We start from the raw sequence: 19,451 nt of genomic DNA on the forward strand, positions 1-19,451 counted from the left end.
CGCTCAGCGGACTAAAACCGCCTTTGGCGAGACGAAAACCGCATCTGGGCCAGCGTCGTGAAGACACTGGCCTTTTTCCAGCTGATGGCACGGGAGATGGCGGACAACAAAAACAAATCCACTTTGCCCTTGTTTTTCCGAGGCACGGCATCCATCTCTGTACCATGAGGCAGCAATCCTTCGTATAATGCTGCCAGACTAGATGAAAACGATGACCAATCAGCCATGAGAATCCCACGAATTTATCACCCTGAAACCCTGCCGGCTTCAGGTATCATCATGCTCAGTGAAGAAGCCGCCAACCACGTTGGCCGGGTCATGCGCATGCAAGTTGGCCAGGAAGTCCTGCTGTTTGATGGCAGCAATGCTGAGTTTCCAGCCATTATCAGTAACGCCAGCAAGAAAAGTGTGGAAGTCGACATTCAGGAACGTCGTGAAAACAGCGTGGAATCCCCGCTGGATATCCACCTCGGCCAAGTGATTTCTCGTGGTGAAAAAATGGAATTTACGATTCAGAAATCTGTCGAGCTGGGGGTCAACACGATTACCCCGCTGATTTCTGAACGTTGCGGCGTCAAACTTAACGCCGATCGCTTCGATAAAAAATTGCAGCAATGGCAGAAGATCGCCATCAGCGCCTGCGAGCAGTGCGGTCGTAACCGCGTGCCGGAAATCCGCCCGATCATGAAACTGGAAGACTGGTGCAGCGAGCCGTACGACGGCCTGAAGCTGAACCTGCACCCACGAGCCAGTTACTCAATTAACACCCTGCCAGCACCTGTCAGCAAGGTACGCCTACTGATTGGTCCGGAAGGCGGTCTGTCCGCTGAAGAAATCAGCATGACAGAAACCTACCAATTTGATGAAATCCTGCTGGGTCCTCGTGTCCTGCGCACTGAAACGGCTGCCATGACCGCCATTACAGCCCTGCAGGTTCGCTTCGGCGATCTCGGCTAACCCTCGGGAAGACAAACTTAGGAGAAACCAATGATCAAACTGGGTATCGTGATGGACCCTATCGAGTCCATCAACATTAAGAAAGATTCCAGCTTTGCCATGATGTTGGAAGCCCAGCGCCGCGGCTGGGAAATCCACTACATGGAAATGAACGACCTGTCGCTGGAACAAGGCAAGGCCATTGTCCGTACCCGTGTGGTTAGCCTGAAAGAAGATCCGAACGGCTGGTTCGAATTCCACGGCGAGCAGGAAATTGCCCTGTCTGAGCTGGATGTGGTACTGATGCGCAAAGATCCGCCGTTCGATACCGAATACATTTACGCGACCTACATTCTGGAGCGAGCAGAAGAACAAGGCACACTGGTTGTCAACAAACCGCAAAGCCTGCGTGACTGCAACGAAAAGCTGTTCACCGCTTGGTTCCCGGAACTGACCCCGACCACCATTGTAACCCGTCGTGCCGACAAGATTCGTGCATTCCAGCAGGAGCACGGTGACGTGATCCTGAAGCCGCTGGACGGCATGGGGGGCTCATCCATCTTCCGCGTCATGAAGAATGACCCGAACGTGTCGGTGATCATCGAGACCCTGACCAACCACGGTCAGAACTACTGCATGGCGCAGACTTTCGTGCCTGACATCAGTAACGGTGACAAGCGTATTCTGGTGGTTGACGGTGAGCCAATGCCATACTGCCTGGCGCGTATTCCGGCCGAAGGCGAAACCCGTGGCAACCTAGCCGCCGGTGGTCGTGGCGAACCACGTCCAATCAGCGACACAGACCGCAAGATTGCGGAAACCGTTGCACCGGTGCTGAAAGAAAAAGGCCTGATCTTTGTCGGTCTGGACGTGATTGGCGACAAGCTGACAGAAATCAACGTGACCAGCCCGACCTGTATTCGAGAAATCGAAGCGGCCTTTGATATCTCCATCACCGGCAAACTTATGGATGCGATTGAGCGCCGCCTGAACCAGGCATAAGGCTCCTCCTTTTCGCACTCCCACGCAGCCCGCACGGGCTGCGTGAGGCCGGCTCTCACCTCGTCATTTAAATACCATTTCTGTCAATTACTCGGCATACTTTAAAGAAGCAGCTTAAGTAATAGGTACTCCAATGAATTTGACCAATCACTTTCTGGTTGCGATGCCCCAACTACAGGATCCAAACTTCAAAGGCAGCGTCGTGTATATCTGCGAGCATAACGATGAAGGCGCGATGGGGATTGTGATCAACCTGCCTATTGAGATTTCCGTGGGCAACATGCTTGAACAAATTGACATTGACCGCGAGCTGCCTGTTCAGAACCCGGCCAGCCTGGAACAACCGGTTTTCAACGGCGGTCCGGTCGCGGCTGACCGTGGCTTCGTGTTGCACAACCGGATTGGCGACGATCTCAGCTCCAGCATAAACATTACCGATCAGGTGTCCGTCACGACCTCCAAAGACATCCTGTCGCTGCTGGGTACCCGCGAATCGCCGGACAACTTTCTGGTTGCCCTCGGCTATGCCGGTTGGGATGCCGGTCAGCTGGAACAAGAGCTGGCTGACAACTCCTGGCTGACCATTGAAGCCGATCCGGATCTGGTATTTAACACCCCGATTCATGAGCGCTGGAATAAAGCCATTGCCAAACTGGGCATTACCTCTACTCACCTCTCGACAGATAAAGGACATGCATGAGCCAGTCTCGTACTGTTTTAGCATTTGACTACGGCACCAAAAGCATCGGTGTGGCTATCGGCCAGGAACTGACCGGTACAGCCAACCCATTGGCAGCCCTGAAGGCTCGCGACGGCATCCCTAATTGGGATGACATTGAAAAGCTGCTCAAGGAGTGGCAACCGGATTTAGTGGTCGTCGGCCTGCCGCTGGATCTGCACGGTGGCGAACTGGAAGCCATTACACCGCGCGCGAAAAAATTTGCTAACCGCCTGCACGGCCGATTCGGTTGCCAGGTCGAGTTACACGATGAGCGCCTGAGCACCGCTGAAGCCCGCTCTGATCTGTTCGATCGTGGCGGCTATCGTAACCTGAGCAAAGGAAATATCGACTCTCAGTCAGCGGTCGTGATCCTCGAAAGCTGGTTTGAACAACAGTACGGCTAATCCCCGCATTCTGCTTTCGCACTCCCCGCTAACACTGGCTATCTGCAGGCCCATCGGGGCCTGTTTGTTATCGCTGCGCTCAGCGGCCACCACTTCTTTCACTCCCAGATTACGCCCTACCCAAATGGTTACTCACCCAGTCTCAGCCTAACCGCAACAGTCAGCTCGTCTTCAAATACTCGTCTTTGGTGTTCAATCTCAAACGCGGGTTGATCGAGCACAAACCCCAGTGTACAGCTTTTCTCACTTTGCTCACCCTCTAGCCACACAGCGAAAAAATGGATCTGCACCGATCATCCTGATCCCGCGTGTTCTGCGGCCTGATCAGCCTGTACAGCTTTTTGACTACAGGAACCCAAAAGCTCCACAAGCTGTACAGCCAAAATAAAAAAACAACACAAAATGTTTAAAATCAGATAATTAAAAACATCATGACAATAAAAAAGCTTTAGGATCATAGTAACCCTAAAGCTTTTTACACATAGTAAGCTTTTTAATACCGACTCAGTCCATATCGATCGTGACCCCATCCAAGCTGCTGTTTGCCTGATGATGTTTGTTGCCGACTTTAATCATCAGTCGCAGATCGTTGGCCGAATCGGCATGGTGCAAAGCGTCCTGCTCCGTGATCTTGCCGGCGCTATAGAGGTCATACAGAGACTGATCAAACGTCATCATCCCCGACTGGGCTGATTTCGCCATGGTGTCCTTGATTTCGTGCAGCTCACCCCGACGGATCAGATCCGCAACCCGTGGCGTGTTGATCAACAGCTCAAAGGCACCGTGCCGTCCCATACCGTGGGCATCCGGGATCAGCTGCTGAGCCAGAATACATTTCAGGTTCAGTGATAAATCGAACAAAAACTGATCCCGCCGCTCTTTCGGAACCAGATGGAGAATACGCTCCAACGCCTGGTTGGCATTATTGGCATGCAAGGTCGCCATACACAGGTGCCCGGTTTCGGCAAAGTTCATGGCATATTCCATGGTTTCCCGGGTCCGGATTTCGCCAATCAGAATCATGTCAGGAGCCTGGCGCAGCGAGTTCTTGAGCGCCACCTCGTAGCTCTCCGTATCCAAGCCGACTTCGCGCTGGGTCACGATGCACTTATTATGCTTGTGCACGAACTCAATCGGATCTTCCACCGTCAGAATGTGACCGCTACGGTTGGCATTACGGTAGCCGGTCATAGCCGCCAGTGACGTGGATTTGCCCGAGCCGGTCGCCCCGACCACCAGCACCAGCCCCCGCTTCGCCAGTGCCATCTTCTGCATGTCCATCGGCAAGTTAAGGGCAAAAATGTCCGGGATATCGGTTTCAATCCGCCGGATCACCATGCCCGGCAGCTCCCGCTGCCAGAAGGCACTGACCCGGAACCGGTACTCGCCGCGTACCAGCGCAAAGTTTGCTTCTTTAGTGGCACAAAACTCCTGATACAACGCGTCGTCCATGGCTTCGCTGAACATCCGGTCAATCGCCGGACGATCCAGCGCCTGCCCCAACGGGTGCAGATTACCGTCGATTTTCAGCAGACATGGCGCTTCCACCGTGATGTACAAATCGGAGGCTTTGCTACTGACCATTTCATTCAGCGCATCCTGTAATGTCATATCCCCTCCCGGGAAACGAAATGATTAAAACTGCGCAAACGCGTTGTCGACGACCCGGCGTCCTTCTTCCGCCTCAACCTGCCCCTGAGCCACCAGCATCCGGACACTTTGCTCCATGGTCTGCATCCCGACGGATGAGCCGGTCTGGATCATGGAATACATCTGGGCCACTTTGTCTTCACGAATCAGGTTACGGATAGCCGGGGTCGCCATCATGACTTCATGCGCCGCAATTCGGCCTCCGCTGGTACATTTGAGCAGGCTCTGCGATACCACCGCCCGCAGCGACTCAGACAACATAGAACGCACCATCGCCTTGTCGTTCCCCGGGAAGACATCAATGATCCGATCGACGGTTTTGGCCGCCGAGCTGGTGTGCAGAGTGCCCAGCACAAGGTGGCCGGTTTCTGCTGCGGTCAGCGCCAGACTGATGGTTTCCTGATCACGCAATTCCCCCACCACAATCACATCCGGGTCTTCACGCAGGGAAGAGCGCAGTGCATTGTGGAAACTGTGGGTATCGCGGTGTACTTCACGCTGGTTAATCAGGCAACGTTTGCCGTGGTGAACAAACTCCACCGGATCTTCAATCGTCAGGATATGGCGGTTATAGTTTTCATTGATGTAATCGACCAGCGCAGCAATCGTGGTGGATTTACCGGAGCCGGTTGCCCCGGTAACCAGCACCAGCCCGCGCTGGCATTGGGCGATCTGATAGAATATGTCCGGCACTTTCAGTGATTCCAGTGTCGGCACATGCACCGGGATGGTTCGGAAAACCGCTGCGCATCCCCGTGACTGATGAAAGGCATTCACACGAAACCGCCCGACGTCCGGCAGCTCGAACGAGAAATCGACTTCGAGCTTTTCTTCAAACTCGCGCCGCTGGGCATCGTTCATAATGTCAAACACCAGGCGGTGTACTTCACTGTGATCCAGTGATGGCAAGCTCAGTTTACGAACATCGCCATCTACCCGAATCATCGGCGGAACTCCCGCAGAGAGGTGCAGATCCGAGGCATTATGCTTTACACTAAAGTCCAGTAGTTCGGTGATATCCATAAATTTTCCCAACAGAATCAATTATGAGTAGTATCAAACAAAACATTGAACAGGTCATCTCTCAGATTGGCCTGGCGGCAGAAAAATGCGGTCGACCAGTCGATTCCGTGCAACTGCTGGCGGTAAGCAAAACCAAACCTATTGCCGCAATCGAAGAAGCCATTGCCGCCGGCCAGCGGGCATTTGGCGAAAACTATGTCCAGGAAGGCGTTGAAAAAATTCAGCATTTTTCCGATAGCGAGAACGCAGCGGCACTGAGCTGGCATTTCATCGGGCCGATTCAGTCCAACAAAACCCGGCCGATTGCCGAGCATTTTGACTGGGTCCATTCCGTCGACCGCGCCAAAATTGCCCGCCGCCTGAGTGAACAACGCCCGGCTGACATGGCTCCGCTGAATGTCCTGCTGCAGGTTAACACCAGCGGTGAAGCCACGAAGTCCGGCCTGGCCTTTGCTGAACTGGCCGCCCTGGCCGATGAAGTGGCCGCCATGCCGAATCTGGTGCTGCGCGGTCTGATGTCAATTCCGGAAAAAGCGGATGACTATGACAGCCAGCTGGCTGCGTTCCAGAGCCTGGCGGATGCCATGCAGACCCTGAAAACACTCCATCCGCAGATGGATACCCTGTCGATGGGAATGAGCGGCGATCTGGACGCCGCCGTGGCGGCCGGCAGTACCATAGTGCGTATCGGTACCGCCATTTTCGGCGCTCGTGACTACGGCGAGAAGACGTCCCAGTAACGCCCTGACTGTGGCGTTTTACTGTGAAACGCCACAGACAAAAACAGCTGAAAGGAACGTGTTCTCGCAAGCTCTGATGCAAACAAAGGATCGAACAGCAGATGCCAAGCGGCACCGTCAGCCAAACGGGAAAGGACAAAGGTCACACGCCGTCGCATCCGCAAACCGTATCAGAAACAATCTAGGTATAATTCGTCCAGGAAGGACACCCGTTTTACCCTTCCCGGTCCAGCACCCTCATAAGGAATGAACATGGAACAACGCACCATTGCTTTTATCGGCGCCGGTAACATGGCCCGCTCTATCATTGCCGGTCTGGTGGTCAGCGGTTACGCACCGGAGAAAATCACCGCGACAGCACCCAGCCCTGAGCGACGTGAGCCGCTGGCCCGCGATTATGGAATTCACACTACTGACAATAACCTGCAGGCGGCTTCTGAGGCCGACGTGATTGTTCTGGCCGTGAAACCGCAGCTGATGGAAGATGTCTGCCGCCCACTTCAGATCCTCGACTTTTCCGGCAAGCTGGTGATATCGATCGCCGCCGGGATCAGCGCGGCACGTCTCAATGAGATGCTGGCCACCCGTCTGAATCTGGTCCGTGTGATGCCAAACACGCCGTCTTTGATCGGCAAAGGCATGAGCGGCCTGTACGCCTCACCGGATCTGAATCCGAACGATCGCCAATTTGCCGGTAACTTAATGAAAGCTGTCGGTGAGATCTGTTGGGTAGAGCAAGAATCAGCAATCAACGGTATTATTGCTGCTGCAGGCAGTGCACCGGCTTATTTCTTCCTGTTCATGGAAGCGATGCAGGCTGAAGCCGTCAAGCAAGGGTTCAGTTCTGAGCAAGCCCGCCTGCTGGTTCAGCAAGCAGCCCTGGGCGCCGCCGAAATGGTCGTCGCGAATCCGGATATTGAACTGTCGACCCTGCGTGAGCAGGTGACGTCAAAAGGCGGCACCACGGCGGAAGCAATCCGCACATTTAATGAAGAGCAGCTTAGTGATACCGTAGCCAAAGCAATGCGTGCTGCGGTAGCCCGCGCCCAAGAGATGGAAACGCTATTTTAAGGTTTAGTAAATTATGAATGCACTTGGTTTTCTCGTCAGTACTCTGTTCGACCTCTTTATCATGGTGGTCCTGCTGCGTATCTGGCTTCAGTGGGTACGAGCGGACTTCTATAACCCGTTTTCCCAGTTCATCGTGAAAGCAACTCAGCCGATTGTCGGCCCGCTGCGCCGCCTGATCCCGTCTATCGGCTCGCTGGATATGGCAACCCTGCTGCTGGCTTATCTCCTGAGTATGGCGAAATTTGTGGTGCTCCAGTTGGTGCTTGGCGGTGGTCTGCTCCTGACTCCCGAATACCTGTGGGTCGGCGCGCTGTCACTCCTTAAAGCAGCCGGTGGCCTGGTGTTCTGGGTATTGCTGCTACGCGCCATCCTGAGCTGGGTAAGCCAGGGCCGCAGCCCGATCGAATACGTCATGCACCAGCTGACAGAACCAATGACCGCACCGATTCGCCGGGTGATTCCGTCGATGGGCGGCTTGGATCTAAGTGTACTGATTCTGTTTATCGGTCTGCAGTTCGCCAATATGCTGATTGGTGACATGGTGGGGCCAATCTGGTACCAACTATGACCACGCAGGCAGTGACACGCAGCGGTGATGATTTGCGGCTTCGGTTGTATATTCAGCCGAAAGCCAGCCGCGATCAGCTGGTTGGCCTGCACGGCGACGAGCTGAAAGTGGCCATTACAGCACCACCGATTGATGGTAAGGCCAACGCCCACCTGACCAAGTACCTGGCCAAGTTGTTCCGCGTCGCCAAGGGACAGGTCGTTATCGAGAAAGGGGAACTCGGACGCCATAAGCAGGTGCTGATTGAAGCGCCACGAGAAATCCCCGACACCATCACCACCCTGCTGTAACACTGCTTATCCAGTCAGCCCGGCGGCCGTTTCGGCGCCGGGCTGACTGCTATCTCAACTATACTAAAGGACACATGCCCACATGGCTGGTAGGGTTCGGTTCCCACCTGTGGCGTTCAAGAAGGATAATAATATGACTCGATTTTTCAGCCTGATGGCACTTTTACTGGCCTCTCTACTCACTGCCCTGCCAGCCAGTGCCGAACAAACCAAGCAAATCCGTAATCTGGAAGTGCATTACTCCAGCTTTCCTTCCACCTTCCTCACTCCGGATATCGCCAGCACTTACAAGATTCAGCGTAGCCGCTACTCTGCCGTCATCAACATTACCGTGCTCGACAGCAGCCAGCCGGGTAAACCCGCGGTTCAGGCCGTCCTGAGCGGGACTGCCAAAAACCTGCTGGGCAGCGTGAAAAATCTCTCTTTCCGCGAAGTGCGCGAGGGCGAGGCCATTTACTACATCGCGGAAATCAAACACGCCAACGAGGAAAGCTTTAATTTCTCGATTGAAATTCATGCCACTGGCGCCAGCGGCAACCTGGCCTTCCAGCAAACCTTCTTTGTTGACTGAACCACATCCACGACAGGGGCCGAAACGGCCCCTTTCAATTTCCGGGCAGTAAGATAAGATAGCGCCTCTTTCAACCCTTGCGAGGAACTGTGATGAGCAAATTGGTACTGGCTACCGGGAATCAGGGCAAAGTCAGAGAAATGGCCAGCCTGCTGGCAGACTTTGGTTTTGATGTTGTTGCCCAGAGCGATTACAACGTGTCATCAGTCGCTGAAACCGGCACCACCTTTGTCGAAAATGCCATTATCAAGGCTCGTCACGCTGCCAAAGAAACCGGCCTGCCGGCTATTGCCGACGACTCTGGCCTGGAAGTCGACTTCCTGCAGGGTGCACCGGGGATCTACTCCGCGCGCTTTGCCGGAGAAGAGGCCTCTGATGAAGACAACCTGCAAAAGCTGCTCGCAGCAATGGACGGCGTGCCGGAAGAGCAGCGCACCGCCCGTTTCCATTGCGTGCTGGTCATGATGCGTCACGCTGACGACCCAACACCGCTGGTTTGCCACGGAACCTGGGAAGGCAGCATCCTGACCGAGACCCGCGGCGAAAACGGTTTTGGCTACGACCCGATTTTCTGGGTACCGGAAGATCAGTGCTCCTCGGCCGAGCTGGCTCCGGCACGCAAGAAACAACTTTCGCACCGCGGCCAGGCTCTGTCGAAGCTGTTCGCTGCCCTGAAGGATGCCTGACACTATGCTTGTTCCACCGCCACTGAGCCTGTACATCCACATTCCATGGTGTGTGCAGAAATGCCCGTACTGTGATTTCAACTCCCACGCCCTCAAGGCTGACATTCCGGAGCTGGATTACATTGACGCCCTGATCGACGATCTGGACACAGATCTGGCCGCATACGGGCTGGAGCACAGTACGCGCCCGCTGCATTCGATCTTCATTGGTGGCGGCACGCCAAGCCTGATCGCACCGGCTGAAATCGGCCGGTTACTTGAGGCGGTTAAAGCGCGCATTCCGTTCAGTGACGACATTGAAATCACCATGGAAGCCAACCCGGGGACGGTGGAAGCCGGACGGTTTACGGCCTACCGCCAAGCGGGAGTCAACCGCATTTCTATCGGGGTGCAGAGTTTTCAGGATGAGAAGCTCAAACGCCTGGGTCGCATTCACGGCAGCCAGGAAGCCATTCGGGCGGCAGGGCTGGCCGAAGAGGCCGGGCTCAACAGCTTCAACATCGATTTGATGCACGGCCTGCCGGATCAGAGTGTCGAAGACGCCCTGTCGGATCTGCGCCAGGCGATCGCACTCAACCCGCCGCACCTGTCGTGGTATCAGCTGACCATTGAGCCGAACACCCTGTTCTACTCCAAGCCTCCGGTACTGCCGGATGATGATGAGCTGTGGGATATCTTCGAGCAGGGCCATGAGTTGCTGCGCGAAGCCGGCTATGTGCAATATGAGATTTCCGGCTACAGCAAGCCGGGCGTGCAGTGCCGCCACAACCTCAATTACTGGCGCTTTGGTGACTATCTGGGGATTGGCTGCGGGGCCCACGGGAAGATCAGTTTCCCTGACGGCACGATTACCCGTACGGTCAAGGTGAAGCACCCGCGCGGCTACCTGAATCCGGCCAAGCCATACCTGGATCAGGAGACTCAGGTTGCCGCCGGCGAGCGTCCCTTTGAGTTCTTTATGAACCGTTTCCGGCTGCTTGAAGCGTGCCCGAAACAAGATTATGTAGAGCGAACCGGCCTGCCGCTGGCCAGCATTGCCGGACCGATTGAGTGGGCGCTGGAGAAAAACTATCTGGCGGATCACGGCGACAGCTGGCAAATCACGGAACAAGGAAAACTGTTCCTCAATGATCTGCTCGCCGCTTTTGTCGACGACGAAGACGACGCGTAATCCCTTTCAGGGACTTTTCGCTGGATCATTGCAGCTGATGCGTGTGCTCAGCTGCAATGCCCGCTCTGTTACTCCCCGAGCGAAACACTCTGCCAGCGCCTGAGCGCCGGAATCAGTGACTGAATTTCCCCTTCTTTGGCTTGTCTGGCCGCTACCCGCGTGCACAGCTCGTCGTCTATCAGCTGCGAATGCGACAGAACAAACGGCAAATCATCCTGCATCAGTCGGTGATACTCAGCCAGTACCGTCGTTTGCTGCGGATTCAGTTTAACCGGATGGATGCCAAAATAGAGCTGGCCAGTGGATGTGATCTTGAAGGTTTCCCCACCCAGTTCGAGAGTCAGGTTGTCGTCCTGCAGGCTGACGGGATTGTGCCACTGCAACTGACAAAGCGGGGGGTTGCTCTTGTCCTCAACCTTGCTCTTCAGAGCAGGTTGGCGACTGTCTTCCAGCGCCTCTGCGCCCTGAGCCGTTGCAGGAACAGAAAACAAAGCCAGTACCAGCGATACCACAGCCAAGCCAGCTCTTACACCCGCAACAGGACGCAATTCAGCACAGCGGCTGAAGGAGCCCAAAGTCGATGCAAAAACTGAGAAAACAGGATAAAGACAGAGCCCGCGGCGCGACAGTCCATGCCGCAGGTTTTCAGGCTGGTTAACAGAACAACAGACGTGTTTCAGACACAGCATAGGCATCCCCCAAGCAGGTTCAGCCAAGGTGACTGAACTCAGAAAATAGAACGGCCAATCCGTTCGGCCAGAAGCTCCAGTGCCGCCGTTCCGGCCAGCGAGTTGCCGGATGGATCCAGCTCCGGCGACCACACAGCAATCGTCATCTCGCCCGGCACCACCGCAATGATCCCGCCGCCGACCCCGGATTTACCCGGCATCCCGACCCGGTACGCAAACTCACCTGCGCCGTCGTACAGTCCACAGGTCGCCAGCAGCGCATTGATCTGCTTACTCTGAGTCTGGGTGATGATCGTTTTTTTTGCGCCTAAAGGAAGCCCTTTGTTGGCAAGATAGCTGAACGTTCGCGCCAGATCGACACAACTCATCTTCAGCGCACAATAACTGAAATAGTTGGTCAGTACCGGCATCACTTCATTGTCAAAGTTACCAAACGAGCGCATCAGATAGGCAATCGAAGCGTTGCGATCGCTGTGCTGCATCTCCGAATTGGCCACCACCTTGTCGTACACAATGCAGGGGTTCTGCGCCAGGCTGCGTACCAGCTCCAACATGCGGTATTGTGGCGCCGACAAGCGGCTGTGCAGCAAATCCGACACCACTAGGGCACCGGCATTAATGAAAGGATTACGCGGAATGCCGTTTTCCAGCTCCAGCTGAATCATGGAGTTAAACGCATGACCGGACGGCTCTTTACCGACCCGGCGCCAGATTTCCTCCGGCTCGTACAGGGTCATGGCCAGCGTCAGGCTCAGCACCTTAGAGATTGACTGAATTGAAAAACCTTCTTCACTGTCGCCTGCCTGGATAATTTCCCCGTCGTTATAACACACCGCGATGCCCAGCTTATTCGCCGGTACCTCGGCCAGCGCCGGAATATAATCCGCCACTTTCCCCTGACCAATCAACGGCCGAACTTCATCCAGAATTTCATCAAGCAACTGCTCAGTAGGCTTCATTACAGGTTCTCCAAGGCTAAAAAAGCCAACCCGAGGTTGGCTTCTTTCATCATTGTACGCCCGCTACTATCGGGCGGGAATAGCATTCTACGGCTTATTCGGTGCGCGCGAACTTCATATCCCACACACCGTGACCCAGACGGTGGCCACGGGCTTCAAATTTGGTCAGCGGGCGATCTTCCGGACGCGGAATGTAATCGCCATCGGTTGCCGTATTGCGGTAACCCGGCGCAACGTTCATCACTTCCACCATATGCTCGGCATAGTTTTCCCAGTCCGTCGCCATGTGGAAGATGCCACCAATTTTCAGCTTTTTACGCACCATTTCAACGAACTCAGGCTGAACGATACGACGCTTGTGGTGACGAGCTTTGTGCCATGGGTCAGGGAAGAACAGCTGAACGGTATCCAGGCTGCCGTCCGGAATCATGTAATCAAACACTTCTACTGCATCGTGACACATCACGCGCAAGTTAGTCAGACCCGCTTCTTCTGCACCCATCAGGCATGCGCCCACGCCCGGGCTGTGCACTTCAATGCCGATGAAGTTCTTTTCCGGTGCGTTCTTCGCCATTTCTACCAGCGATGCGCCCATACCAAAACCGATCTCCAGTACAACTGGCGCTTCACGGTGGTAGACTTCTTTCCAGTCCAGCATTTGCTTGGCAAAATCAATACCCATTGCTGACCAGTTGGTTTCCAGCGCCGTCTCCTGCCCTTTTGTCAGTCGACCTTCACGACGAACAAAGCTACGAACTTTGCGTATCAGCTTGCCGTCTTCGTTAAATTCAGACACGGTGACTTCGCCTGAGGTTTTTGAAACTTTGCTCATCGTATTACCTACACTAGAACTGAAAAGAAACTAAGCGTCGGCATTATCCAAAGATATCGCGCAAGTGCAAGTCTATCGTTTGCGGCCGACCTGACTTTGTGGTGCAATCACGCTCAAAATAAGGCAGACCAACATGCCTGTCAGTAAAGTGAGCTTGAAACTGTGACTAAAACCTTCTCAGATGCCATTTTAACGTGGTATGACAAATTCGGCCGGAAGACCCTGCCCTGGCAACAGAATAAGACCCCGTATAAAGTGTGGCTGTCGGAGATCATGCTCCAGCAGACTCAGGTAGCGACGGTCATTCCCTATTTTGAACGCTTTCTCGAACGCTTCCCGACGGTAGCCGATCTGGCGGCGGCAGAGCAGGACGAAGTGCTGCACCTGTGGACGGGGCTGGGTTACTACGCCCGGGCGCGTAACCTGCACAAAGCCGCAAAGCATATCGTTGACCACCATCAGGGCCAATTCCCGACCACGCTGGAAGACGTGATGGCACTTCCCGGTGTCGGACGCTCTACCGCCGGGGCCGTGTTATCACTGTCACTCAAGCAGCACCATCCGATCCTCGATGGCAACGTCAAGCGCACCCTCGCCCGCTGTTACGCGGTAGAAGGCTGGCCGGGCAAAAAACCGGTTGAGAATCGCCTGTGGGAAATTGCGGAAGCCAACACGCCGGCGGCGGGTGTCGAACGCTATAACCAGGCGATGATGGACATGGGGGCGATGATTTGTACCCGCAGCAAGCCCAAATGTGAGCTGTGCCCGGTCGCGCACCTTTGTCAGGCTAAAGTTCAGGGACGTCAGGCTGATTTTCCGGGCAAAAAGCCCAAGAAAACCCTGCCTGAAAAACAGGCCTGGTTTGCCATTCTTCAGCATGGCGAACAGGTATGGCTGGAGAAACGTCCTCCGGCGGGTATCTGGGGCGGGTTGTGGTGTTTCCCGCAGCATGACAGCGATGAGCTGAATGAGATCGTCTATCAGCGCTTAGGCCAGCAAACCACGCTGATCAGTGCCAGCGAGCAACTGCACGCTTTCCGCCACACTTTCAGTCACTATCACCTGGATATCGTCCCGGTTCGCATGCACCTGTCGCAACTGCCTGACATGGTCAGCGAAGCGCATCACGGCCAGTGGTATAACCTGAATCACCCCGCCGAAATCGGCTTGGCGGCACCGGTGCAACAGATATTGGAAAGCCTGCGCTACGAGCTCAGGCAGCAAAACTAGATGCTGTCGCTGCACTCTGGTATAAAGAGCGACGAATTCAAAAAGGTTTAACTAAGGAGCTTCCCGATGAGCCGTACTGTATTTTGCGCCCGCCTGAAGAAAGAAGCGGATGGCCTGGATTTCCAACTGTACCCGGGCGAACTGGGCAAGCGTATTTTCGACAACATCTCGAAAGAAGCCTGGGCCGAGTGGCAAGGCAAGCAAACTATGCTGATCAACGAGAAGAAGCTGAACATGATGGATCCGGAGCACCGTAAGCTGCTGGAAACTGAGATGGTGAAGTTTCTGTTTGAAGGCCAGGATGTGATCATCGACGGTTACACTCCGCCAAGCGAGTAAATCGCGTCACATTTGAAGCCCTTGGCGGGCATTTTCGCTCGCCAAACATCGCTAACATATTGATAATGGCATCATTTGCATCTCCAAATGGTGCCATTTTTATTTTCAGGGTGTCATGAAAGTACGCGCGCTAATTCTGTCTGTCCTGCTGTTAAGCGGCTGTAGCCGGGAGTTTGTCGAGAAAATTTACGACGTCGACTACACCACCACAAACCGGTTTGCTAAAAATCTGGCTCCGCTGCCCGGCCAGTTCACCAAGGACGAGGCGGCTCTGGACCGCTTGATCAACTCGTTCAGTGGCCAGGTCAAACGCCATTGGGGTGACAATGATTCACTCATCGCCAGTAAGCGTCAGTACGTCAAATATACCGACGGCTACCAGAGCCGGGCCCATGTTGATTTTGAGCGCGGCGTGGTTATCGTCGAAACCGTGGCCAAAACAGATCCAACCCGCCATCTGAAAGACGCTATTGCAACGACCCTGCTGACTCCGGATGATCCTGCCGGGGTCGATCTGTACTCCGATTCCGCCATTGATCTGCACGGAAAGCCATTCCTTTATGGCCAGATCCTCGATCAGGAAGGCAAACCGATCGAATGGAGCTGGCGCGCGAACCGTTTTGCTGACTACCTGATCGACGCCAAACTGCAGAAACGATCCGAGCGCTTTCATCAGGTCTACTATGTGGAAATTCCGATGGTCGCGGATCACGTCAATCAGCGCGGTTACAAGTACGCGAGCATAGTTCGCGATGCCTCTCGCCGCTATGGCATTGCCGAAGATCTGATCTACGCCATCATCAAAACTGAAAGCAGTTTCAACCCCTATGCTGTCAGCCATGCCAATGCTTATGGCCTGATGCAGGTTGTACCGAATACCGCAGGCGCTGATGTCTTCAAGCTGGTCAAGAACAAATCGGGCAAACCCACCCCGGCCTATTTGTTTGATCCGGCGAAAAACATTGATACCGGCACGGCCTATTTTTACCTGCTGAAAACCCGGTACCTGAAAGCGGTCAACGATCCCCTGTCGCTCCATTACAGCATGATTTCCGCCTATAACGGTGGTACCGGCGGTGTCTTAAATACGTTCCACCGCGATCGGCAACGGGCGATGAACGACTTAAACCGCCTGCAACCCAATCAGGTTTATTGGGCACTGACCAACAAGCATCCCAAAGCCGAAGCCAGACGGTATTTACAGAAAGTGACGCGCTTTCAGAAAGAGTTCAATCAAGGAAAAATTTGATTAATAGACAAGGAAATAGCAACAAATCGGCCACAACGTTCAGAAAACAACCAAACAAAACATAAACACAAAATTTTCTGAAAAAGAGGTTGACGAAAAGAGTGAAAACCCGTTTAATAGCGCTCCGTTGCCTCGATAGCTCAGTCGGTAGAGCAGAGGATTGAAAATCCTCGTGTCGGTGGTTCGATTCCGCCTCGAGGCACCATGAATTTTGATTGTGGTGCTCTGGTAGCAACATAACGTAAAAAGTTGATTCCCCCTTAGTTCAGTCGGTAGAACGGCGGACTGTTAATCCGTATGTCGCTGGTTCAAGTCCAGCAGGGGGAGCCAAATTTCCAATCAGGTTTACCCTGATGGACAAAAAATAACGTGTGCCGACTTAGCTCAGTAGGTAGAGCAACTGACTTGTAATCAGTAGGTCACCAGTTCGATTCCGGTAGTCGGCACCATTATTTGCAAAGTAAAGCAACGCTTTACTTTTGCCTCGATAGCTCAGTCGGTAGAGCAGAGGATTGAAAATCCTCGTGTCGGTGGTTCGATTCCGCCTCGAGGCACCATATTTCATCAGATGTGTAATTATCGCGTCCGATAGCAAACAATTCCCCCTTAGTTCAGTCGGTAGAACGGCGGACTGTTAATCCGTATGTCGCTGGTTCAAGTCCAGCAGGGGGAGCCAAATTTCCACTCAGGTTTATCCTGATGGACAAAAAATAACGTGTGCCGACTTAGCTCAGTAGGTAGAGCAACTGACTTGTAATCAGTAGGTCACCAGTTCGATTCCGGTAGTCGGCACCATTATTTGCAAAGTAAAGCACTGCTTTACTTTTGCCTCGATAGCTCAGTCGGTAGAGCAGAGGATTGAAAATCCTCGTGTCGGTGGTTCGATTCCGCCTCGAGGCACCATATTTCATCAGATGCGTGATTATCGCGTCCGATAACAAACAATTCCCCCTTAGTTCAGTCGGTAGAACGGCGGACTGTTAATCCGTATGTCGCTGGTTCAAGTCCAGCAGGGGGAGCCACTTTAAAAAGCCTTGTCTTCGGACGAGGCTTTTTTTATGCCTGTTAACAACCACTCAGTGATATCCTCACTTCTGCCCACCTCTCCTCCCCCAGTTGCAGCCGTCTCCACACAATTGAATACCCCAGAGAAAGACGTCTCAGGAAGAAGCTAGAAATCATAAATATAAATGGCGAAAGAGAGCCAACGCCAGAGAACAAAAAAAACCGCAGCGTATTGCTGCGGCTTACTCGTTGTTTATTGCCCGTCTTTATTGACCGTCGCTGACCAACAACACACCCAGTTCATAATCCTGAAAACCGTAGTGCACCACCAGCCCCTCACTTAGGCCAAATGTGGCAATTTCCTGACTCGTCTGATTCGGCGTTGCTGACCATACGGTTCGCTTGGGATCCCACTTATCATTATCTGTATTGATAAAGCTTGGGAACGCCTTGAGGTTGACCGCCGGTGCAATACAGGCCACTTCACGCAGGCTAACCAGTTCTTTGATATTGGGGATACGCCAGTTATTCAAACCGCCATACTGAGTATTTCGCTCATTGTATTCAGTATGGAACAACGCCGCTTTCCATTTAAATCCGGTCGGTTCGCCTTCACAGCGTTGGTCTGCCTGATTCCAGGTGGTGCCAACCAAGCAACGACGCCAAACCTGGCGGGTTTTTAAATCGGTTACCGTACCATTGCGGTTATCCTGAAAACGGATATCTGCCGCACTCCCCGGCTCATCGGTATAACAAGACTGCATGGCTGCACTGGCCTGTCCGGCGACAGCGAGGAAAGAGGACAGTACAATCAACGTTTTCTTCATCATATTCAATTTCCTATTCAGCAACCATACGAGCCAGAATCACAGTCGGCGACGAGCATTCATCATCCGTCTGGCCAGCGTCACACACTGAGTAGCCAGCATTAATATCCCCCAGCATTGTCTGGTCTTCTATCAGGGACATTTGCGATAACAACGGAATCTGCCTGCCACTGGTGTAAGACGGATCGGAGTGAATGGTTGTTGCTGACCAGTAAATGCTGTATGGCAAATCACCAGCCCCTGTTACCAGATCATCAAAATAGGCCACGTCCAGGCCGTATACGTTACCGTGTTCATCCTTCGCCGTTTCACCAAAATCCAGCAGGTCGTACTGCTCGTTGAGCGTGGGCAGGCGCCAGTTGCTCTTACCACAGACGTTGTCTTGGTTCAGCCGGGTGACATATTCCTGCGTTGTACACACACTCACACCATCGGTCTGACATGAAGCCGCCGCGATCTCTTTCTGGTGCGGTTGATGGCTGGCGGTCTCAAACGCAAACATCCGGTTTTTATCGCGGTAGGAACGTGCGTCATCAGCTTTATGCTCCCAGATCAGTCCGGTACGCTCATCTCTGACGCACTGCCAGGTTGTACTGCTGACGGGCAATGGCTGCCCCTTGCTGTCCAGCTTGGTGAACTGAAAACCGCCATCCGTCACATCCAGACCATAACTGGCATCCTGTCCCGGCGCCCCCGGATCCGGTTCTGCGGTCATCTGCCCCGTCGCCAGATTCAAATGCCGGCTCAAACCGGTATCATTAAGGGTCTGACCGGCAGTAACCCCCAGCCTCGCCAGCTCGTCATACTGCGCTTCTGTCAGAGTACCGGCCAGAATATCCCGGCCGTACATCGCCAGCCCCTTGGCCACATTGCCGACCAGTTTGTCGTAAGGCTCCGTACGCATCGCCATTTTCGCCAGCACTGTCACCAGCTGCTCATCCAGTTCCGCCAATGCCGCATCATCGCTGTTTCCGAGTAAATCAGCCGGTGGCGTCAGCCCCAACGCGGTGAGACTGGCAGCCACCGAGGCGATAGCCTGCTCTTTGTGACTGCCCATCAGCATCTCGCCCATTACCAGGGTTGTAATGCCGTTCACCGGATTAGACTGCCGCTCGCCCACCGCCGGAGTAACCAGCAGCACCGCCGCTCCGGCATGGTCCGTGGCCTGGTTCAAAGTTGCCTTCACCAGCAGCGGTGACGCCTTCACTTTGATATCTGTGCTTACCAGCGTAAACGTCGGTTGTTCCGAACGGACAGTTGGCTCGTTACTGTCGCACTCCCAGTTGCGGTTAAAATCCGCACAAGCGGTGAACGGTGCTGATAGCACCGCTGATGGCAGCACACCAGCTACCTCGTAGGTCGGCGCGCCATGATCTTTCCCGCTCTGGTTGCTGTCATGACTGCTGCCACCACCCGAACCACCACATCCCGCCAGGGCGAAGGTGATGGCAACCGGCAGTAACGCAAATTGCATTGTTTTCATAAAAA

The 19,451-nt window shown here is 54.0% G+C and carries 22 protein-coding genes and 8 tRNA genes; 22 read left to right on the plus strand and 8 right to left on the minus strand.

Going from position 1 to position 19,451, the window contains the following annotated elements; all coding sequences use genetic code 11:
• Positions 1-11: 11 nt before the first annotated feature.
• The gene (locus C9I92_RS25295; protein ID WP_047887438.1) at positions 12-227 is read right to left on the minus strand and encodes a hypothetical protein; all 216 of its coding nucleotides are present in this window, start codon (positions 225-227) and stop codon (positions 12-14) included.
• Between C9I92_RS25295 and rsmE the strand changes: the two genes are divergently transcribed.
• The 4 genes from rsmE to ruvX all read left to right on the plus strand — a co-directional run bounded on the left by rsmE (position 226) and on the right by ruvX (position 3,063).
• Positions 226-957 (plus strand): 16S rRNA (uracil(1498)-N(3))-methyltransferase, encoded by a 732-nt coding sequence (gene rsmE / locus C9I92_RS18185; RefSeq protein WP_047887439.1) that lies wholly within the window; start codon positions 226-228, stop codon positions 955-957. The two genes, C9I92_RS25295 and rsmE, sit on opposite strands and share 2 nt — an antisense overlap.
• Positions 958-987: 30 nt before the next feature.
• Positions 988-1,938: a glutathione synthase gene (gshB, locus tag C9I92_RS18190; protein ID WP_047887440.1), complete on the plus strand. Its 951-nt coding sequence runs from the start codon at positions 988-990 to the stop codon at positions 1,936-1,938.
• A gap of 133 nt (positions 1,939-2,071) precedes the next feature.
• Positions 2,072-2,638, plus strand: a complete 567-nt coding sequence (locus tag C9I92_RS18195; protein ID WP_047887441.1) for a YqgE/AlgH family protein — start codon at positions 2,072-2,074, stop codon at positions 2,636-2,638.
• Positions 2,635-3,063, plus strand: coding sequence for a Holliday junction resolvase RuvX (gene ruvX / locus C9I92_RS18200; protein ID WP_047887442.1), 429 nt, complete (start codon positions 2,635-2,637; stop codon positions 3,061-3,063). The genes C9I92_RS18195 and ruvX overlap by 4 nt, the downstream gene beginning before the upstream one ends.
• 504 nt (positions 3,064-3,567) lie before the next feature.
• On the opposite strand, the gene C9I92_RS18205 is transcribed toward ruvX, so the two are convergent.
• A complete protein-coding gene (locus tag C9I92_RS18205; protein ID WP_047887443.1) occupies positions 3,568-4,674 on the minus strand; it encodes a PilT/PilU family type 4a pilus ATPase in 1,107 nt (368 codons plus the stop codon).
• Positions 4,675-4,698: 24 nt separating this feature from the next.
• Positions 4,699-5,736 carry a type IV pilus twitching motility protein PilT gene (locus C9I92_RS18210; protein WP_047887444.1) on the minus strand — a complete coding sequence of 346 codons (1,038 nt, stop codon included), beginning with the start codon at positions 5,734-5,736 and terminating at the stop codon, positions 4,699-4,701.
• A gap of 23 nt (positions 5,737-5,759) precedes the next feature.
• On the opposite strand from C9I92_RS18210, the gene C9I92_RS18215 reads away from it, so the two are divergent.
• The 7 genes from C9I92_RS18215 (at position 5,760) to hemW (ending at position 10,833) form a co-directional block, all read left to right on the plus strand.
• A complete protein-coding gene (locus C9I92_RS18215) occupies positions 5,760-6,476 on the plus strand; it encodes a YggS family pyridoxal phosphate-dependent enzyme (protein ID WP_047887445.1) in 717 nt (238 codons plus the stop codon).
• Positions 6,477-6,728: 252 nt separating this feature from the next.
• The gene (gene proC / locus C9I92_RS18220) at positions 6,729-7,547 is read left to right on the plus strand and encodes a pyrroline-5-carboxylate reductase (protein WP_047887446.1); all 819 of its coding nucleotides are present in this window, start codon (positions 6,729-6,731) and stop codon (positions 7,545-7,547) included.
• Between the two features lie 13 nt (positions 7,548-7,560).
• Positions 7,561-8,115, plus strand: coding sequence for a YggT family protein (locus tag C9I92_RS18225; RefSeq protein WP_047887447.1), 555 nt, complete (start codon positions 7,561-7,563; stop codon positions 8,113-8,115).
• On the plus strand, positions 8,112-8,405 hold the full coding sequence (yggU, locus tag C9I92_RS18230; protein WP_047887448.1) for a DUF167 family protein YggU: 294 nt from the start codon (positions 8,112-8,114) through the stop codon (positions 8,403-8,405). Before C9I92_RS18225 ends, yggU begins: the two co-directional genes overlap by 4 nt.
• Positions 8,406-8,538: 133 nt before the next feature.
• Positions 8,539-8,976: a DUF4426 domain-containing protein gene (locus C9I92_RS18235; RefSeq protein WP_047887449.1), complete on the plus strand. Its 438-nt coding sequence runs from the start codon at positions 8,539-8,541 to the stop codon at positions 8,974-8,976.
• A 92-nt stretch (positions 8,977-9,068) separates the two neighbouring features.
• Positions 9,069-9,662: an XTP/dITP diphosphatase gene (locus tag C9I92_RS18240; RefSeq protein WP_047887450.1), complete on the plus strand. Its 594-nt coding sequence runs from the start codon at positions 9,069-9,071 to the stop codon at positions 9,660-9,662.
• 4 nt (positions 9,663-9,666) lie between these two features.
• Positions 9,667-10,833, plus strand: a complete 1,167-nt coding sequence (hemW, locus tag C9I92_RS18245; protein ID WP_047887451.1) for a radical SAM family heme chaperone HemW — start codon at positions 9,667-9,669, stop codon at positions 10,831-10,833.
• A gap of 68 nt (positions 10,834-10,901) precedes the next feature.
• Here hemW and C9I92_RS18250 read toward each other — a convergent pair whose 3' ends face one another.
• The 3 genes from C9I92_RS18250 to trmB all read right to left on the minus strand — a co-directional run bounded on the left by C9I92_RS18250 (position 10,902) and on the right by trmB (position 13,313).
• Positions 10,902-11,351 carry a hypothetical protein gene (locus C9I92_RS18250; RefSeq protein ID WP_146149707.1) on the minus strand — a complete coding sequence of 150 codons (450 nt, stop codon included), beginning with the start codon at positions 11,349-11,351 and terminating at the stop codon, positions 10,902-10,904.
• Between the two features lie 209 nt (positions 11,352-11,560).
• Complete coding sequence (gene glsB, locus C9I92_RS18255) at positions 11,561-12,481, minus strand: glutaminase B (protein WP_047887452.1); 921 nt, start codon at positions 12,479-12,481, stop codon at positions 11,561-11,563.
• A gap of 94 nt (positions 12,482-12,575) precedes the next feature.
• Positions 12,576-13,313, minus strand: a complete 738-nt coding sequence (gene trmB, locus C9I92_RS18260; RefSeq protein WP_047887453.1) for a tRNA (guanosine(46)-N7)-methyltransferase TrmB — start codon at positions 13,311-13,313, stop codon at positions 12,576-12,578.
• A 162-nt stretch (positions 13,314-13,475) separates the two neighbouring features.
• Between trmB and mutY the strand changes: the two genes are divergently transcribed.
• The 11 genes from mutY (at position 13,476) to C9I92_RS18315 (ending at position 17,153) form a co-directional block, all read left to right on the plus strand.
• Positions 13,476-14,543 carry an A/G-specific adenine glycosylase gene (gene mutY / locus C9I92_RS18265; RefSeq protein ID WP_047887454.1) on the plus strand — a complete coding sequence of 356 codons (1,068 nt, stop codon included), beginning with the start codon at positions 13,476-13,478 and terminating at the stop codon, positions 14,541-14,543.
• A gap of 66 nt (positions 14,544-14,609) precedes the next feature.
• Complete coding sequence (locus C9I92_RS18270) at positions 14,610-14,882, plus strand: oxidative damage protection protein (protein WP_047887455.1); 273 nt, start codon at positions 14,610-14,612, stop codon at positions 14,880-14,882.
• A gap of 115 nt (positions 14,883-14,997) precedes the next feature.
• The gene (mltC, locus tag C9I92_RS18275; RefSeq protein WP_047887456.1) at positions 14,998-16,131 is read left to right on the plus strand and encodes a membrane-bound lytic murein transglycosylase MltC; all 1,134 of its coding nucleotides are present in this window, start codon (positions 14,998-15,000) and stop codon (positions 16,129-16,131) included.
• A gap of 129 nt (positions 16,132-16,260) precedes the next feature.
• Positions 16,261-16,336 (plus strand) — tRNA-Phe (locus C9I92_RS18280).
• 49 nt (positions 16,337-16,385) lie between these two features.
• Positions 16,386-16,461 (plus strand) — tRNA-Asn (locus C9I92_RS18285).
• A 43-nt stretch (positions 16,462-16,504) separates the two neighbouring features.
• Positions 16,505-16,580, plus strand: a tRNA-Thr gene (locus C9I92_RS18290).
• A 32-nt stretch (positions 16,581-16,612) separates the two neighbouring features.
• Positions 16,613-16,688, plus strand: a tRNA-Phe gene (locus tag C9I92_RS18295).
• Between the two features lie 43 nt (positions 16,689-16,731).
• A tRNA-Asn gene (locus C9I92_RS18300) sits at positions 16,732-16,807 on the plus strand.
• A gap of 43 nt (positions 16,808-16,850) precedes the next feature.
• Positions 16,851-16,926 (plus strand) — tRNA-Thr (locus C9I92_RS18305).
• A gap of 32 nt (positions 16,927-16,958) precedes the next feature.
• Positions 16,959-17,034: transfer RNA gene (locus C9I92_RS18310), tRNA-Phe, on the plus strand.
• 43 nt (positions 17,035-17,077) lie between these two features.
• Positions 17,078-17,153 (plus strand) — tRNA-Asn (locus C9I92_RS18315).
• A 249-nt stretch (positions 17,154-17,402) separates the two neighbouring features.
• Here C9I92_RS18315 and C9I92_RS18320 read toward each other — a convergent pair.
• Positions 17,403-17,966: an Lcl C-terminal domain-containing protein gene (locus C9I92_RS18320; protein ID WP_053061963.1), complete on the minus strand. Its 564-nt coding sequence runs from the start codon at positions 17,964-17,966 to the stop codon at positions 17,403-17,405.
• 10 nt (positions 17,967-17,976) lie between these two features.
• Positions 17,977-19,446 carry an Lcl C-terminal domain-containing protein gene (locus tag C9I92_RS18325; protein WP_053061962.1) on the minus strand — a complete coding sequence of 490 codons (1,470 nt, stop codon included), beginning with the start codon at positions 19,444-19,446 and terminating at the stop codon, positions 17,977-17,979.
• Between the last annotated feature and the right edge of the window lie 5 nt (positions 19,447-19,451).

This window comes from Photobacterium ganghwense (genome assembly GCF_003025595.1).
GTDB lineage: Bacteria > Pseudomonadota > Gammaproteobacteria > Enterobacterales > Vibrionaceae > Photobacterium > Photobacterium ganghwense.

Excerpts from the sequence above, each read along its gene's own strand:
- rsmE (WP_047887439.1), top strand. The coding sequence starts at position 226 with ATGAGAATCCCACGAATTTATCACCCTGAAACCCTGCCGGCTTCAGGT.
- C9I92_RS25295 (WP_047887438.1), bottom strand. The coding sequence starts at position 227 with ATGGCTGATTGGTCATCGTTTTCATCTAGTCTGGCAGCATTATACGAA.
- gshB (WP_047887440.1), top strand. The coding sequence starts at position 988 with ATGATCAAACTGGGTATCGTGATGGACCCTATCGAGTCCATCAACATT.
- C9I92_RS18195 (WP_047887441.1), top strand. The coding sequence starts at position 2,072 with ATGAATTTGACCAATCACTTTCTGGTTGCGATGCCCCAACTACAGGAT.
- ruvX (WP_047887442.1), top strand. The coding sequence starts at position 2,635 with ATGAGCCAGTCTCGTACTGTTTTAGCATTTGACTACGGCACCAAAAGC.
- C9I92_RS18205 (WP_047887443.1), bottom strand. The coding sequence starts at position 4,674 with ATGACATTACAGGATGCGCTGAATGAAATGGTCAGTAGCAAAGCCTCC.
- C9I92_RS18210 (WP_047887444.1), bottom strand. The coding sequence starts at position 5,736 with ATGGATATCACCGAACTACTGGACTTTAGTGTAAAGCATAATGCCTCG.
- C9I92_RS18215 (WP_047887445.1), top strand. The coding sequence starts at position 5,760 with ATGAGTAGTATCAAACAAAACATTGAACAGGTCATCTCTCAGATTGGC.
- proC (WP_047887446.1), top strand. The coding sequence starts at position 6,729 with ATGGAACAACGCACCATTGCTTTTATCGGCGCCGGTAACATGGCCCGC.
- C9I92_RS18225 (WP_047887447.1), top strand. The coding sequence starts at position 7,561 with ATGAATGCACTTGGTTTTCTCGTCAGTACTCTGTTCGACCTCTTTATC.
- yggU (WP_047887448.1), top strand. The coding sequence starts at position 8,112 with ATGACCACGCAGGCAGTGACACGCAGCGGTGATGATTTGCGGCTTCGG.
- C9I92_RS18235 (WP_047887449.1), top strand. The coding sequence starts at position 8,539 with ATGACTCGATTTTTCAGCCTGATGGCACTTTTACTGGCCTCTCTACTC.
- C9I92_RS18240 (WP_047887450.1), top strand. The coding sequence starts at position 9,069 with ATGAGCAAATTGGTACTGGCTACCGGGAATCAGGGCAAAGTCAGAGAA.
- hemW (WP_047887451.1), top strand. The coding sequence starts at position 9,667 with ATGCTTGTTCCACCGCCACTGAGCCTGTACATCCACATTCCATGGTGT.
- glsB (WP_047887452.1), bottom strand. The coding sequence starts at position 12,481 with ATGAAGCCTACTGAGCAGTTGCTTGATGAAATTCTGGATGAAGTTCGG.
- trmB (WP_047887453.1), bottom strand. The coding sequence starts at position 13,313 with ATGAGCAAAGTTTCAAAAACCTCAGGCGAAGTCACCGTGTCTGAATTT.
- C9I92_RS18270 (WP_047887455.1), top strand. The coding sequence starts at position 14,610 with ATGAGCCGTACTGTATTTTGCGCCCGCCTGAAGAAAGAAGCGGATGGC.
- mltC (WP_047887456.1), top strand. The coding sequence starts at position 14,998 with ATGAAAGTACGCGCGCTAATTCTGTCTGTCCTGCTGTTAAGCGGCTGT.
- C9I92_RS18320 (WP_053061963.1), bottom strand. The coding sequence starts at position 17,966 with ATGATGAAGAAAACGTTGATTGTACTGTCCTCTTTCCTCGCTGTCGCC.
- C9I92_RS18325 (WP_053061962.1), bottom strand. The coding sequence starts at position 19,446 with ATGAAAACAATGCAATTTGCGTTACTGCCGGTTGCCATCACCTTCGCC.